Source organism: Stenotrophomonas geniculata ATCC 19374 = JCM 13324 (assembly GCF_001431625.1).
In the GTDB taxonomy this organism is placed as follows: Bacteria; Pseudomonadota; Gammaproteobacteria; order Xanthomonadales; family Xanthomonadaceae; genus Stenotrophomonas; species Stenotrophomonas geniculata.
Window position 1 is genome coordinate 117,878 of record NZ_LLXT01000086.1, and the last position, 14,722, is coordinate 132,599.

Genomic DNA, 14,722 nt, shown 5'->3' on the forward strand with positions numbered 1-14,722 from the left:
ACACTGGATTGATGGATCTTGCACATCGACCCTTAGGAATAATCGCAAAAATCCAACAAATTCGATGCTCGACGCGACAGCAGCGCCAGAATGATCGCCACGCCCTTCGGGCGCCGATCACCTCCCAGCGCATGAATGGATACCCTGCACCGCGCCGACTGCGGCTGGCACTCCTCGACGATCACGAAGTCGTCCGCCGCGGCACCGTCCTGCACCTGTCCCGCGACAGCCGCTTCGATATCGTCGCCAGCCACACCCGCAGCGATGAGCTCGTTGGCAGCCTGCGCCGGCTGGCAGTGGATGTCGCCATCATCGATCTCACCCTGGCGCCCGGCGACCGCAGCAGTGATGAACTGGTTTCTCTCCTGCGCGAGTGCTTTCCTCATGTTCCCCTGCTCGCCTTCGCCACGCTGACGCCAACCACCCGCATCGACCACCTGCTGACGGCCGGCATCAGCGGCGTGGTCAGCAAGTCCGAGCCCCTGGAGATGCTGTCTGAAGCCATCGTGCGCATATCGCAGGGACTGTGCCGCCTGCCCGCCGATTGCCTGTTCCCGGCCAACCGCGAGGAACTCAGTCGCAACGAACGCGAAGTGCTGGACCTGCTTCTGGCAGGCCTGACCGTCTCCGAGATCGCGCTGCACCGCCACCGCAGCGTCAAGACGGTCAGCACCCAGAAGGTCGCCGCCCTGCGCAAGCTCGGGTTGCGCAATGACGTGGAGATCTATGCACTGCGGCGGCAGCTGGGGGTGCGATGAGGCGCCGCGTTCGTCTCCGTCTGCGCACTTCGTGCACCTTGCTGCTGGCCCTGATCCTGCTGCCCGCAGCCTCCGCCGAGGATGCGCAACTGCAGGAATGGTCCGCCGGCCGCGAAGTGCGGGTCGCCACCGCGCCATCACTGCGCCCGCTACCTGCAGCGCTGGAGGATTCACGCACGCCCCCTACCCTCGCCCATGGTTATGCCGACCTTGTCGCTCAGCATTCCGGCCTGCGCTTCCGCGATCTCACCTACACCAGCACGAGCGCGGCGGTCGCTGCCGTCTGCCGGCACGAGGCTGACCTGGTGCTGGTCATGGGCAATCCTTCGCATCGCCCGCTTCCTTGTCCCGACCTGATGGCATCGGGCGCTTTCCATGGCGGCAGGACGGTGATGGCCTCGCGTAAAGGCGAGCGTCCACCCCGTGACGTCACCGGGGTGAGGGCGCAGGTGCTGGCCGTCGTTGACGGTGGCCCCTATGCCGACTGGCTGGCGACCCACCATCCTCAGATCCACCTGCTGCACCTTCACGACCGCCATGCGGCGCTGGCCGCCGTGGAGAGCGGTATCGCCGATGCGGCCATCGGCCTGGAAGCAACGCTGCAGTCGATGATCCGGCAGCACTTCGCGGGCAACCTGCAACTGCACCCGTTCGACAGCGATTTTTCCACCGATCTGCACCTGTTTGTCCGCCGCGAGGACCAGCAGCTGCTGGCGCGCATCGATCAGGCGCTGCGCGCCATCACGCTCGAAGAGCACGCAGGGCTGCTGGAGTTGTGGGCACAGCAGATGCTGCCCGCATCCATCGAGAGCACACTTGACCAGATGCGCCTCCCGCTCCTGCGATGGCTGCTGTGTCTGGCCACGGCACTCATCGGCCTGCCCGTGCTCTGGCAGGCGCTACGTTGGCGAATCGGCCGCACGGAACGCCGCCTGGGGCGCGCGGCGGGGATGATCAGCCATGAGGTGCGCAATTCCGCGCAGACGATTCTGGCTTCGATCGACCTGCTGAGCCAGTCACACCTGCCCAAGGGGCAGCGCGAGCTGCTCGCGGCAGCGCTTGCTGCCGGCCAGTCGCTGCGCAGGCTGCTCGATCGCTCACTGGCGTTCTCGCGCCTTGCCAGCGGCAGCTTCAGGCCGCATCCCGTGCCCTGTGACGTCGGTCAGCTCTGTGCCCGTGCACTGGAAGCCATCCGGCCGGAGGCACTACGGAGAGGCCTTTCACTCCAGCTCGATCGCACGCCCGATCCAGCGCCGGTGGTCGCGCTGGATGCCGATGGACTGCGCCAGATTGTCGACAACCTGCTGGGCAATGCATTGAAATTCACGGATGTCGGCGGTATCGAAGTGCGCCTGCAACTATCGCCCGCCCTGTCTCCCCGGGAGTTGTTGCTGGATGTGATCGACAGCGGCATCGGCATTGCGCCCGCTCAACTGGCGCTTCTGTTCCGGCCATTCCAGCAGAGCGAGGATGGCCAGAGACGTGGCGGCACCGGGCTGGGCCTGACGATCGCGCGCGAACTGGCCGTTGCCATGGGCGGCAACCTGACCGCACACAGCGTGCATGGGCGCGGCAGCCGCTTCACCCTGCGATTGCCGGTCCGCGCCGACCACGGCGATCCGCCACCCATCGAGCCGCTGCAGCAGACACCACTGGCCGGCATCGACCTGCTCCTGGTCGAAGATCATGCACTCAGCCGGCACATCGTCGCAGAGCAGCTGCGCCGGCTGGGTGCGGATGTACGCGCAGTTGCCGATGCCGACACCGCATTGGCCGAGCACGCGCTACGACCGCGCGCCACGGTCATGCTGGACATCGGGCTTCGCGACTCGGATGGCTACGCTCTGGCGCAGCAGCTGCGCGCGCAGGCAGAGTCCCCCCTGCGAGTGATTGCCTTGTCCGCCCGCATGGGGCGCCGCCATGCGGCGCGCTGCCGAAGAGCCGGATTCGACGCCATCCTGGTCAAGCCATTGCAGGTTGCGAGCTTGCTGCAGGCGCTGGGCCTTCCGCCCCCGGCGCACCGTACTGCGCCCGATGATGCCCCTGGCGTCGAGCCGGATTACGCTGCGGACATTGCCTATGAGCTGGCCAGGATCGAACAGGCCGTGCACGACGTCGATGCTGCGACACTACGCCACCATGCGCACCGCCTGCAGGGCACGCTGCAGATGTGCCGGGCAATGGATCAGGCCGGCATGGCGGCCGCTCTGTGGGAGATGGGGCATGAGGCCGCGCCCGACTGGGTCCAGGCGCGGCGGCTGCTGCAGGGATTGCAGCAGTGGCACGGCTCCCGCAGGGCGGAAGCCGCACCATCGGCCTGATCAGGCCGCCAGGCGCTCGACCTGGCGACGGGTCAGGTCGTTGAAGCGACCCAGCGACATCAGGTGCTGATGGATCAGCGCCAACCAGCCGCTGCGGTGCCACTCGACCACGGTCGCTTCCGGCAGCGCCACGAACTTCTCCACGTCCACCACCAGGAAGCCGTTGAGATTGAACTCGCGGCCATCCGGGGTACGCACGGTGGCATTGCGCTCGACCAGCAGGCCGTTGTCGATCAGGGCCTTGGAGAAGGCCTGGGTCTGTTCATGCTCGCGGGTGTACTGGCCGCAGAACTCCAGCGCCTGCTGCACCATGTCGGTGGCCTTGCCGTCCACGAACAGCGGCTGGCCTTCGTCACCGCCCTTCACCACGCGCGAGCTCTCTTCGTCGATGCCCAGCAGGAAGTCGTTGTCCGCACCGGTGTCGATGAAGATGAAGGGGTGGCGACGCAGATAGGCCGGAATATAGGCCTCGTCTTCCCACAGGCCGTCCTTGATGAACAGGTTCTGGTCGGAAACACCAACGGCGGCCATCGGCACGGCGGTCGGGCCAGCGAACAGGATCGGGAAGTGGTGCAGGGCCAGCGAGAACTCGCCCAGCACCAGCGGAATGGCGTTGTTGCCGGCGGCAAACTCGAGCTTGCCCGGCAGGATGCGCAGATCGGCATGCACATCGGCCTGCAGCGGCACCGGACGGGTGTAGAACAGGGGGGCGCTGCTCGGCGCCGCTTCGGTGGTGGTGTCGCTGGTGGTCGTCATCTTGGGAACCGTTCGATCATGCGCGCCTGCCATCCCGGGCGCGCCAGCGGGAACAACCTGAATCCCGCATTATCAACAAGCTCGATGACAACGGCCACCCCACCGACGGCCTATTTCAGTTGCAGGGGGTAGCGCTGCCAGAGCACGTGGACCAGGAAACCGGCCAGCTCGGTGTCGCGCGCGCTGACTGCGGCGCGGATCTTGTCCAGCAGCACCATGTCCGAGCAGGAGCGCACATCGGCGTGGTTGGCCTGCCCTGCCCGGCGCGCGCGATAGCGCGCGGCCCGCTGCGCATCACTCATGGCGTACCCGAACTTGGGCGGACGACCGCGCTTTCGCGGCAGGGTCAGCTCCAGGGTTCCGGGGTCTTTGTCATCACGCATGAGAGGGGTGCGGGCGGCGGCGAGCAACGGGGGGTGCGCAATTTATCGTGAGGCATCACTTTAATCCAGCCTTTTCTGCAGTTTTGTTGCGATGCAATGCAAAAAATCGCATGCCGAGGGCTCCATCCACGCATGGCGTGGATCTACTGCGGAATCGCCGCGCCTTGTGTGGATACGGAAACCCGCCAACTCCCAGTAGATCCGCGCCATGCGTGGATGCGCGTTCCCGACCACAAAAAAAAGGGAGCCCGCGAACGGGCTCCCCTCACCTTCCTCATGCAGCGCGTACCGGCTCATAGCCGTGCAGGTGCGCCTCGCTGCTCGCCCGCCCCTGGCTGAGCGAACGCAGCGACGTGGTGTAACCCACCAGCTGCGCCAGCGGCGCAAAGCCACTGACCTCGGCGCGACCGTCCTGGTCGTCGATGCGGGCAATGCGACCATGGCGACGGTTGAGGTCGCCCACCACATCACCCACCGACGCTGATGGCGAATGCACCGTCACCGCCATCACCGGTTCCAGCAGCTGCGTGCCACCCTCGGCCAGCGCCGCCTTGATCGCCTCGGCACCCGCACGGTGGAACGCCATCTCCGACGAGTCCTTGGCATGGGTCTGGCCATCAACAAGACTGACCTCGATACCGACCACCGGATGACCCTGCGGCCCTTCCGACAGTGCGGCACGCACGCCCTTTTCCACCGCCGTGATGAAGCTGCGCGGCACCACGCCACCGACGATGCGATCGTTGAACACGATCTGGTCGTCCTCACGCGGCGCCACGTCCAGCACCACGTGCGCGAACTGGCCCTGGCCGCCGGTCTGCTTGACCAGCCGCCCGACGACGCCCGTCATCGCACGCATCGGCGTCTCCTGGTAGGCAACGCGCGGCGAGCCCACGCCCACGTCCACCTTCCATTCGCTGCGCAGGCGCTCGACCATCACCTCCAGGTGCAGCTCGCCCATGCCCCAGACCAGGGTTTCCGCCGTATCGCGATCGGTTTCGACGCGGAACGACGGATCTTCCTGGGCCAGGCTGGCCAGTCCCTGCGCCATCCGGATCAGGTCGGCCGCACGCGCCGGCTCCAGCCGCCAGGCCAGCACCGGCGCCTGTGCCTGGATGTTCTCCAGGCGCAGCGGCTGCGCACGGCCGCTCAGCGTCTCGCCACTGACCGCATCCTTCCAGCCCAGTACCGCGACGATGTCACCGGCCACGGCCTGTTCGATGTCGTGGGTCTGGTCGGCCTGCACGCGAACCAGGCGGCTGACGCGCCGCCCTTGCGGATGCTGCGAACTGGCCACGGCGTCGCCCACCTTCAAGGTGCCCGAGTACAGCCGCACGAAGCTCAGCGCGCCGTGCTGCTGGTGGGTGATCTTGAACAGCAGGCCCGCCAGCGGACCGTCCGGATCCGGCGACAGCATCACCTCGCCACCTTCGCTATCGGCGCTCACCGCAGGGCGATCCAGCGGCGACGGCAGGTAATCGACCACGGCGTCCAGCAGCGTTTCGATGCCCTTGTCCTTGAACGCAGCACCGGCCAGCACAGGCACGCCCGCACCTGCCAGCGTCGCCCGACGGATCGCCGCACGCAGCGTCCCGGCATCGATCACGCCGCCTTCCAGCCAGGCATCGGCCAGTTGCTCGTCGTGATCAGCCACGGCTTCGACCAGCGCATCGCGCTGTGCCTGCCACTGGGCGCGCACCGCGTCGTCCCACGGGGTCATCATGGTTGCGGCGCCATCCTGCCACTGCAGCACGCGCTCATCGACCAGATCGACCCAGCCGTTGAAGCCGCTTTCTCTGCCCAACGGCACGCCCAGTGCCCACGGCCGCGCCCGCAGCTTGTCCTGCAGTTGCTCCAGCACGCGCTCGAACGAAGCGCCAACGCGGTCCATCTTGTTGACGAAAGCGACCAGCGGCACGCGATGGCGGCGCGCCTGGCGCCACACCGTCTCGGACTGCGGCTGCACGCCGTCCACGGCCGAGAACACGGCCACGGCACCGTCGAGCACGCGCAGTGAACGTTCGACTTCGATCGCGAAGTCGATGTGACCGGGGGTGTCGATCAGGGTCAGCCGATGCGGCGGCAGGTCACGCGGTGCCCATTGCGCCTGCACGGCGGCAGCGCCGATGGTGATGCCACGCTCGCGCTCGATCGCCGAAAAGTCGGTGGTCGCATTGCCGTCGTGCACTTCGCCGACGCGGTGGATCTCGCCGCTTTTCCACAGCAGGCGTTCGGTCAGCGTGGTTTTGCCGGCATCGATGTGGGCAATGATGCCGAGGTTGCGACGGCGGGAAAGGACTTGGGTGTTCATGAGAAAGGTTCCTGCAAAGCCAACTTCGGGGGCCGCGCACCCCGGTTGGCGACAGGGTGCGCGGCTAGCGTTCGGTCTCGGCGATCTGGTGCATGGCACGTTCTCCTTGCGGTACAGCGGGTTACGGGAAATGGAACTGCGGAAACGAAAAGAGCGCCCCGAAGGGCGCTCTGTCGAAGGTCCAGCGATGGCCGTCTCAACGGCCTCGTGGGGCTCCAGGCAGACACGCCCGTTCCGCGCTTGCGCGGGTCAGGGTGAAAAACTTCAGGAGCGGCATCCGGTTCATGGGGCGCATTCTAGACCTGCCAATCTGGCGCGCAAGTGAATATTGAGCACATAAATGGAACGATGAGGCCGGCAACGATAGGGGTCAGATCCCTTTGCCCCTGGCAAAGGGATCTGACCCCTGGCGGCCCTTACTTGCAGCCGTGCAGCTTGCGCGCCTCGGCCACCGTCGCAGCCCGGTCATCGCCCATCGAGATCCAGCCCTGCAGCGACATCGCCGGATCCACATGCGGCTGGCGCGCGCCACCGCGCACCACTACTTCGGTCCAGCTGCCCACCGGCGCCAGTTCGGACAAGCGTGCCGCCTGGTCGTCCTCGGTGCTGAACATATCGTCCGGGCCCGCCGGAGGCGTGGTATTCACGGTTTCTGTCTTGCGGGTCCGGACCCGAAGTGCACCGTCCGGCAACCGCTGGGTGATCACCTCGTATCGCTCAACACCATAGGCCCAGCTGTTTTCGCCAACGCTGCGGGTCTCGCCACCGTCATCGGCCACGGCTACCACTTCGCCTGCCGGCCCGACAACGCCCGCGACAGCCCCCAGGCCGGACATCAGCGCCTGATAGACGATCATCTGCCGCTGCTCGGCGGTCAACGCTCCGGCCTTGAGCTTGGCGGCAGGAATCTTCAGGTAAGCCGTCTCCCTGCACAGTACCAGCACCTGCTGGTCGTCCCAGCTCACGGACATTTCCTCGTTGGCGAAGTACTGCGTCTTCATCGACGTCACAGCGGCACCGTCGCCACTGGAATGCCGGGTCTCGATCAGCGAGGCGTGCTCGGCCGCATTGGCCAGCGAAACCTGGGAGGTAGACGCTGCATTGGCAGCGCACACCGAAGCAACCATCGCGGCAAGCAGCACGCCGCGCGTAACGGTACGGATCATGGCATCAGTCCATTGAAGAAAATGAAGCAACCATGATACCCGGAGCAACCTGACGGCCTTCGCTCAGGTCACCACCACCAGCGGCACCCCACGTCGTGGATGCTCCAGCACCACCACATCCTGCTGGTACACGCGCTGAAGATTGTCTTCGGTCAGCACCTGCAATGGCGTGCCATCGGCCGCCACCCTGCCCTGTTCCAGCAGCACGATGCGATCGGCATAGCCCGCGGCCAGATTGAGGTCGTGCAGCACCACGATCACGCACGCACCGGCCTCGGCACAGGCACGCACACTGCGCAGCGTGCGCTCCTGGTGGCGCAGATCCAGCGCGGCCGTCGGCTCATCAAGCAACAACAGCGGCGTGTCCTGCGCCAGCACGCGCGCGAACGTGGTGCGAGCCGATTCGCCACCGGACAGCTGCTGCACCTCGCGCAGGCGCAGCGCCTGCAGTTCGGCTGCATCGATGGCCGCTTCCACCCGGGCATCGTCCGTGACCGGGTCCGGCGGATGCGGCAAACGCCCCATCGCCACCACTTCTTCCACGCTGAAGGCAAAGCGCACGCCGTGCTCCTGTGGCATCACCGCGCGCTCGCGCGCCAGTGGTCCGGCCTTGTAGCTGGCCAGCGGATTGCCCAACAGGCTCACCTCGCCCGCATCGGCGCGCAGGTCACCGGCAGCCACCGCCAACAGCGTGGATTTGCCCGCGCCATTCGGGCCAACCAGGGCGGTCACCGTACCCGGCTCGAACGCCAGCGAGATGCCATGCAGGATCTCGCGCTGCTGGCGGCGCACCAACACCTCGTGCAGTTTCAGCAGCACGCTCATGGGGCCGCCTTGCGGCGCTGCTGCAGCACCAGCCAGAGGAAGAACGGTGCGCCCAGCGCGGCCGAGAACAAGCCCAGCGGAATCTCCGCGGGCGGATCGAGCGTGCGTGCGGCGGTGTCGGCCACCACGATCAGCAGCGCACCGAGCAGGCCGGACAACGGCAGCAGCCAGCGATGCCCGGGGCCGACCAACAGGCGCGCCACGTGCGGCACCACCAGGCCAACGAAGCTGATCGAGCCGGCAAAGGCCACCGCCGCGCCCACCAGCAGCGCACTGAACGCCACCAGGCGACGACGCGTGCGGGTGACATCCAGCCCGAGGTGCTGTGCCTGGCGCTCCCCCAGCGCCAGCATGTCCAGCGGCGTGGCCAGTCGCTGCAATGCGAACACGCCAATCGCAAACAACGGCACCACCGCAGCCACGTCGGCCCAGTTGGCGCGCGCGAGCGAGCCCATCTGCCAGAACACCAGCGACTGCAGTTCGCTTTCGCTGGCGATGTAAGTGAGGAAACCAATCAGCGCCGAGCAGAACGCGGCCATCGCGATACCGACCAGCAGCAGCGTGGCGTTACCCGTGCCCTTGCCAGGCCGGGCCAACGCATACGTCAGGCCGATCGCCAGCGCACCGCCGACGAACGCGGCCACAGGCACCAGCCAGCCCGCCGCACCGGCGGCGCCCAGCACGATGGCGGCCACCGCACCCAGTGCAGCACCCTGGCTGACACCGACGATGCCGGGGTCGGCCAGCGGGTTACCGAACAGGCCCTGCAGGCTGGCACCGGCCATCGCCAACGACGCGCCGACCATCGCGCCCAGCAGGGCACGCGGAATGCGCAGTTGCCAGACCACGGCCAGATCGCGGCTGCTGACTGCCTGCGGATCCAGCAGGCCCAGCTTCACCGCCAGCGCCTGCATCACCTCCAGCGGCGGCAGCCGCAGCGGGCCCACGGCGAACGACGCCAGCACTGCCCCCAGCAGTGCCAGCAACGCCACCAGCAACATCGTCCGCCCGCGACGGCGGCGCCGATCCGCCGGACTCATGCCTTCGGCAACGCCGCCAGGGCCTTGGCCAGCGCCAGCGCGCCAGCACCGGAACCGACACTGGTGTACTTCAGCTGCACATCCGGCATCACCCAGACCCGATTGGCCTGCCCGGCCGGGGTCTGCCTCAGCGTCGGGTACGCCTTCCACAGGCCTTCGGCACCACCGAACAACTGCAGGTCATGCTCGGTCACCAGGATCACCTCCGGTGCCGCGGCAACCACGCCTTCATTGCTCAGCTGCGAGTAGTTCTTCACCCCGGCCTCGGTGCCGATGTTGACGCCGCCAGCCAGTGCGATCAGCTGCGCCGATGCGCTGTCCGCACCGGCAACAGTTGGCGAGCCACCGGCACCGGTGGCCGACACGTGGATCACTCGTGGCGCATGGCCCAGGCCCTTGCCAATCGCTGCAGCCTCGTCGAGCTGGCGCTGCACCTGCGTGGCAAGCGCCTGCCCTGCCTCGGCCAGCCCTAGTGCGGCGGCGACCTTGCGCACCTTGTCCGGGGCCGGCTGCAGGTCATCGATGACCACGGCCGGCTCGCCCACTTCGCGCAGCTTCCTGGCCAGCTCGGTGTGGCGGCGCAGGCTGTTGCCGAGGAACAGCGAGCCCTGCAGGCTCAGCACGCCCTCCACGCCGGTAGTGCGGTTGAACAGGAACTGATGCGGGGCGGCCAGGCCGGCTTGGGTGGTGGTGTTGGTCGGTGCCGCGAACACCTGCGTGCCCAGGCCCAGTGCCTCGATCACCGCGATGACGTCGTCGCCACCGGCAATGACGCGGCTGGTATCGGCCACCTCGATATCGGCGCCGTCATCGGAATGCACCTTGGCCGGCAGCACGGCCTTCTGGTCGTGCACGGCCGGCATTTCGGCACCGGCCACGCGCTGCCAACCTGCCGGCAGCGCGGTTTCCGCAGCCGCCGCCGTTGCCGCGGGCGGCTCGGCAGGCGTCTTGCCATCGGAGGGAGCCGACGAGCCGCCACAGGCAGCCAGCGCCAGCGAAACGGCCAGCGGGAGCGCACACAGGCGCAGACGGGACGCGATGTTCATGGACGTTCTCCTTGCTGGCAGGGCGACGCGCACGCCGCCCTGCCCTGTGCCTTACTGCTTCGGGGTGATACGGGTGATGCGGTCACCCTTCGGGTCTTCAGCGCCACGCGACTTGTTCACCGCGAACACGTTGCCCTTGCCATCGGCACGGACGTGGTTCGGCAGCGTACCGCCATCGAGGTTGGCGACCACCTTGCCGTCGCCGTTCACCACGGTGACCGTGCCAGCGCCACGGTTGCTGACGTAGGCCAGGCCGGAGGCATCATCGAAGGCCACGTTCAGCGCGCCGGCGCCGACCGGCACATCGTGCAGCACCGTGCCGGCGGCCACATCGACGATCAGCAGGTTGTCGGTGCCCTGCGAGGCCACGTACAGACGGTTGCGCGCCGCATCGAAGGCCACGCCGGAGGCACTGATCGAATTGCCCAGGTCGATGACCTTGTCGACCTTGCCGCTGGCCACATCGATCACCGCCGCCTCCGGGGTACCGATGCTGACGGTGAACAGCTTGCCGGCCTTCTCGTCCAGCACCAGGCTCATCGGGGTGAACTTGCCGTCATCCACGCCGGATTCCAGCGTCACCTGCGGCAGCTCCTTGAACGTCTTCGCATCGAACACCGACAAATGGTCCTCACCCGTGGCCGACGCGAACACCTTGCCGTGGGTGCCGTCGACCACTACGTCGCGCGCGTGCGGCACGGTGTCGACCGGGAACTGGTGGACCAGCGACAGGTCCTTCTGGCGGTAGACCGCGATCGAGTTCTGGCGGGTATTGGTCACCCACACATTGCCGTTGGTGTCATCCACGCCCACACCGTAGACCGCATAGACCGCGCCATTGGTGCTGCCCGGCACCTGCGCCGGGGTGATCGCCTTGGTTACCTTCAGGGTCTTCGGGTCCAGCTTCAGCAGCTGCGACTGGGTCACCGGCGGGCGGCCCACGGCCGAGGTGACGAACACCGCGTTGCTGGCGGCGCTGTAGGCGGACTGGTACAGGCCCGGCACCAGCTTGTTGGACTGGGTGGCGAACTGCGCCTGGCCGGACAGCGGCAGCTGCGGCGAGACGCGCAGCTTCAGCACGGTGGCTGCAGCCGGCTGGCTGGCGCGCACCACCACCGGGTGAGTGCCCGGCACCGCGTCGGTCGGAATGCTCAGCTGGGTCTTGAAGTTGCCATCGGCGTCGACCACCACCGGCTGCGTGTTGAGCACGCTGTCGCCACGCAGCAGGCTGACTTTCTGGCCCGGCACGAAGCCGCGGCCGACCACGTCGGCGGTGCTGCCGGGAACCACGTTCTCACCGCGCGAGACAACCTCACCCTTGAAGGTGGCGTTGGCCGGCTGATCGAACACCGGCTGCGCGGTGGCGGTCACCGCGAGCAAAAGGCCGGCGGCGAGAGAGGTGAGACGGAAAGACGGACGGAACGACATGGAAGGCTCCTTGCACACGTAGGCCGCGCCACGTGGCGCGGGATTCATCGGTTGCCTGGGCCGCTGCACATCGGCAGCCTCGCCTGGGTAGTGGGGTCGCACGGCATCGCGTGCGAAGGGATTCACTCGGCGGCGTTGTCACCGCCATTGGGCACGCCATCGCCGGCGCTGCGGTCAGTCACGCCGTACAGCTCATGCAGCGCAGCGTGGAACGACGCGGGCAGCATCGGGCCGTGACCGAGGCCGTCGAACTCGCGGTACTGCACGCTCAGGCCCGGCACCTTGCCCAGCCGCTCGGACAATTGCATCGCCGCATCGGGGGTGGCGCCGCCGATGCGACGCAGGTGCGCGACCACGCGCGGGTTGTTCATGTCGCGCTTGCCGCGATCACCGACGCGCTCGGCGCCGCCCAGCATCAGCCAGAGCTTTGCCGGCTGGCCGTGCACGTTCTGCACGAACTGCTGTTCCGGATCACCCAGCGCCGCGCCCTGGCTCCACCACAGCGACGGGCTGGCGGCCAGATAGGACTGGAAGGCGGCGGGACGGGTGTACAGCGCATTGAGCACGAACAGCCCGCCCAACGAGTGCCCCCACAGTGCTTGCTGCTGCGTATCGATGCGTGCGCGGCGCTCGACTTCCGGCTTGATGCGGCGCTCGATCACATCCAGGAAGGCCGCGGCACCACCACCGACCGCCTGGGTTGTACCGCTCTCGTCGTCGGCACGGTCGATCCACGCGGTGTAGTCGCGGGTGCGCGCCTTGGAATCGATGCGCAGGTCGTTGTCGTAGCCGATCAGCACCAGCACCGGCGGCGCCTTGCGCGCGGCCAGCTCGGCCAGCAACGGCTGATCCAGGACCATGGCCACGGCGTTGCCGTCCAGTGCGTACAACACCGGGGAGGGTGTCTTGCCGGCCTTGGCCGGGATTGCCAGGTTCACCCGCCAACGGCGCTGCCGGTCCGGGCTGTCCACCACGAAATGCTCGAAGCGGTAGCTGGCCGCCGGCTCGTCGAGCACGGTGTGGCCGATCTTCTGCAGCGGATTGCGCTGCTGTGCATAGGCATACGGGGTGGCCAGGAGCAGACCCATCATCAAGGCGGCCAGGCCGCGGGCCAGCAGACCACGGCGCGAAGGCGGGACGAAATGCTTCATCAGCGGCGGCAGAAGCGGCCCAGGGCCGCCGGTTCACAAGGGACCGCAGTCTACCTTAAACGCGAATGATTATCACATCGATCGAACGTCACGCTGTGTATCATGCGCGGGAGATCGGGGCCGCCAGCGCATGTCTCTCTCGGTAATAGCATCAGTCCCGCGGCGGATACGGACAACGCTGCCCGCAGCGGACACAACGGACGTGGATCGGCCACCACGGCCCCGCTTCTTCGGGGATGCTGGCCCAGGGTGCATTCCCTCTCGCGACCCAGAATACGGCCTCGATGAATTGCCGATAGGCGTCGCCCCGGTTGTCCACGCGTGCGCGCAACGCGGGCGGCAGGAGGCGTTTGACCTCGCTCCATTGCAGTTCGCTCATGCGGCTGCTCGCAAGCGGCTGTAGTTTCATGATTGGGACAGGCAGGAAGGACTGCAGCGGCCCCACGGCCGGCAGTGCGCGCGCGTTGCGGCAGCCCCCCCCCCAGGTGAAGATCGCGGCAACGCTCAATTGCGCCCGTCTCATTTATTCTCAATCTGGCAGCTGCCCGGATCTGTTGGCCCCCTTCGGGAGTCGCATTTGGCGCCCCTGCAGCCAACTGAGGGGCCTCGGCGCAAAAGGCAGGCTGGATTCGCGCCACAGGCATACGGCAAGCTAGGCGGTATCAAGACAACAGGGACTGTCACAGCGTGTACGCCATTTGCCGCAGCCTTGCCCGAAAAGGGCTCGACACGATTCGCCCGCATGTCTTCCCCGTCAGCATCCCGACCAGCGAGAGGCCAGCCTGCAACATCTGCGGCTTCCGCCTGCGAGCATCCCGCGAGGCCATCGCCGAGAGGGAAACCCGCAGTTGTATTGGCTGCGGATCCACCCTGCGCTTCCGTGCCCTCATGGCAGCCCTGCAGTCGGAAACGGACGAAGGGCAGGAGATCCGCCCGCTTGAGCGGATCCCCAGGCGCGGACAGATCAAGGGAATCGGCATGACCGACGCCCATATCTACGCCAATGCCCTGCGGCGCAAGTTCGATTACATCAACACCTACTTCCACAAGCGCCCCATGCTGGACATCCGGCAGCCGGCCGCACACTACCTGGGAAAATATGACTTTGTTGTCAGCTCCGATGTGCTGGAACACGTGGATGGGCCCTGCGAGCGCACGCTCGGAAACCTGCGGGCATTGCTGAAGCCGGGCGGGCTTCTCGTACTTTCCGTTCCGTACGGCTTTCACGACGTCACGATCGAGCACTTCCCGGAGCTCAACGACTACCGGATCGAAGGCAAGGGTGCGGATCGGATCCTTGTGAACATCACCCTGGACGGCAGGGAACAGCGATTCTCCAACTTGTGCTTCCATGGCGGTGACGGCTCGACCCTGGAACTGAGGATCTTTTCGTATCCCCATCTGGTGCGACTGCTGGAGGAAGCAGGCTTTGTCGACGTCAAGCTGCACCACAGCCAGTACCCGCAATGGGGCATCATCCACGAGAGCCCGCTGGGGCTGCCCATAACGGCGCGCGCGGCATAGCGCTGGCAGCAGC

General features: G+C 67.0%; 13 protein-coding genes. 3 read left to right on the top strand and 10 right to left on the bottom strand.

What is annotated here, in order from left to right:
- Positions 1-11 precede the first annotated feature (11 nt).
- Both ARC63_RS06520 and ARC63_RS06525 read left to right on the top strand, forming a co-directional pair.
- Complete coding sequence (locus ARC63_RS06520) at positions 12-758, top strand: LuxR C-terminal-related transcriptional regulator (protein WP_231298595.1); 747 nt, start codon at positions 12-14, stop codon at positions 756-758.
- The gene (locus ARC63_RS06525) at positions 755-3,079 is read left to right on the top strand and encodes an ATP-binding protein (RefSeq protein ID WP_082587822.1); all 2,325 of its coding nucleotides are present in this window, start codon (positions 755-757) and stop codon (positions 3,077-3,079) included. Before ARC63_RS06520 ends, ARC63_RS06525 begins: the two co-directional genes overlap by 4 nt.
- Here ARC63_RS06525 and ARC63_RS06530 read toward each other — a convergent pair whose 3' ends face one another.
- The 10 genes from ARC63_RS06530 to ARC63_RS23420 all read right to left on the bottom strand — a co-directional run bounded on the left by ARC63_RS06530 (position 3,080) and on the right by ARC63_RS23420 (position 13,564).
- Positions 3,080-3,835, bottom strand: coding sequence for a SapC family protein (locus ARC63_RS06530; RefSeq protein WP_010485810.1), 756 nt, complete (start codon positions 3,833-3,835; stop codon positions 3,080-3,082).
- A gap of 110 nt (positions 3,836-3,945) precedes the next feature.
- Positions 3,946-4,218, bottom strand: a complete 273-nt coding sequence (locus ARC63_RS06535) for a hypothetical protein (protein WP_005409616.1) — start codon at positions 4,216-4,218, stop codon at positions 3,946-3,948.
- A gap of 274 nt (positions 4,219-4,492) precedes the next feature.
- The gene (gene fusA, locus ARC63_RS06540) at positions 4,493-6,529 is read right to left on the bottom strand and encodes an elongation factor G (protein WP_057502830.1); all 2,037 of its coding nucleotides are present in this window, start codon (positions 6,527-6,529) and stop codon (positions 4,493-4,495) included.
- A 416-nt stretch (positions 6,530-6,945) separates the two neighbouring features.
- A complete protein-coding gene (locus ARC63_RS06545) occupies positions 6,946-7,695 on the bottom strand; it encodes a hypothetical protein (RefSeq protein ID WP_057502831.1) in 750 nt (249 codons plus the stop codon).
- Positions 7,696-7,758: 63 nt separating this feature from the next.
- Positions 7,759-8,520, bottom strand: a complete 762-nt coding sequence (locus ARC63_RS06550) for a heme ABC transporter ATP-binding protein (RefSeq protein WP_057502832.1) — start codon at positions 8,518-8,520, stop codon at positions 7,759-7,761.
- The gene (locus ARC63_RS06555) at positions 8,517-9,560 is read right to left on the bottom strand and encodes a FecCD family ABC transporter permease (protein WP_019337457.1); all 1,044 of its coding nucleotides are present in this window, start codon (positions 9,558-9,560) and stop codon (positions 8,517-8,519) included. Before ARC63_RS06555 ends, ARC63_RS06550 begins: the two co-directional genes overlap by 4 nt.
- Positions 9,557-10,606 carry a heme/hemin ABC transporter substrate-binding protein gene (locus ARC63_RS06560; RefSeq protein ID WP_057502833.1) on the bottom strand — a complete coding sequence of 350 codons (1,050 nt, stop codon included), beginning with the start codon at positions 10,604-10,606 and terminating at the stop codon, positions 9,557-9,559. The genes ARC63_RS06555 and ARC63_RS06560 overlap by 4 nt, the downstream gene beginning before the upstream one ends.
- Positions 10,607-10,657: 51 nt before the next feature.
- Positions 10,658-12,034, bottom strand: a complete 1,377-nt coding sequence (locus ARC63_RS06565) for a YncE family protein (RefSeq protein WP_057502834.1) — start codon at positions 12,032-12,034, stop codon at positions 10,658-10,660.
- Positions 12,035-12,156: 122 nt separating this feature from the next.
- Positions 12,157-13,185: an alpha/beta hydrolase gene (locus tag ARC63_RS06570; protein ID WP_057502835.1), complete on the bottom strand. Its 1,029-nt coding sequence runs from the start codon at positions 13,183-13,185 to the stop codon at positions 12,157-12,159.
- Positions 13,186-13,336: 151 nt separating this feature from the next.
- Entirely contained in the window at positions 13,337-13,564 is a 228-nt protein-coding gene (locus ARC63_RS23420) for a transposase (RefSeq protein ID WP_158003725.1), read from the bottom strand.
- A 308-nt stretch (positions 13,565-13,872) separates the two neighbouring features.
- Here ARC63_RS23420 and ARC63_RS06585 point away from each other — a divergent pair, with 308 nt between their 5' ends.
- Positions 13,873-14,709: a class I SAM-dependent methyltransferase gene (locus ARC63_RS06585; RefSeq protein WP_139042390.1), complete on the top strand. Its 837-nt coding sequence runs from the start codon at positions 13,873-13,875 to the stop codon at positions 14,707-14,709.
- The last annotated feature ends 13 nt before the right edge of the window (positions 14,710-14,722 follow it).

What these genes read in the sequence shown, in the direction of transcription:
- ARC63_RS06520 (WP_231298595.1), top strand. Translation starts at nt 12, where the DNA reads ATGGATCTTGCACATCGACCCTTAGGAATAATCGCAAAAATCCAACAA.
- ARC63_RS06525 (WP_082587822.1), top strand. Translation starts at nt 755, where the DNA reads ATGAGGCGCCGCGTTCGTCTCCGTCTGCGCACTTCGTGCACCTTGCTG.
- ARC63_RS06530 (WP_010485810.1), bottom strand. Translation starts at nt 3,835, where the DNA reads ATGACGACCACCAGCGACACCACCACCGAAGCGGCGCCGAGCAGCGCC.
- ARC63_RS06535 (WP_005409616.1), bottom strand. Translation starts at nt 4,218, where the DNA reads ATGCGTGATGACAAAGACCCCGGAACCCTGGAGCTGACCCTGCCGCGA.
- fusA (WP_057502830.1), bottom strand. Translation starts at nt 6,529, where the DNA reads ATGAACACCCAAGTCCTTTCCCGCCGTCGCAACCTCGGCATCATTGCC.
- ARC63_RS06545 (WP_057502831.1), bottom strand. Translation starts at nt 7,695, where the DNA reads ATGATCCGTACCGTTACGCGCGGCGTGCTGCTTGCCGCGATGGTTGCT.
- ARC63_RS06550 (WP_057502832.1), bottom strand. Translation starts at nt 8,520, where the DNA reads ATGAGCGTGCTGCTGAAACTGCACGAGGTGTTGGTGCGCCGCCAGCAG.
- ARC63_RS06555 (WP_019337457.1), bottom strand. Translation starts at nt 9,560, where the DNA reads ATGAGTCCGGCGGATCGGCGCCGCCGTCGCGGGCGGACGATGTTGCTG.
- ARC63_RS06560 (WP_057502833.1), bottom strand. Translation starts at nt 10,606, where the DNA reads ATGAACATCGCGTCCCGTCTGCGCCTGTGTGCGCTCCCGCTGGCCGTT.
- ARC63_RS06565 (WP_057502834.1), bottom strand. Translation starts at nt 12,034, where the DNA reads ATGTCGTTCCGTCCGTCTTTCCGTCTCACCTCTCTCGCCGCCGGCCTT.
- ARC63_RS06570 (WP_057502835.1), bottom strand. Translation starts at nt 13,185, where the DNA reads ATGAAGCATTTCGTCCCGCCTTCGCGCCGTGGTCTGCTGGCCCGCGGC.
- ARC63_RS23420 (WP_158003725.1), bottom strand. Translation starts at nt 13,564, where the DNA reads ATGAGCGAACTGCAATGGAGCGAGGTCAAACGCCTCCTGCCGCCCGCG.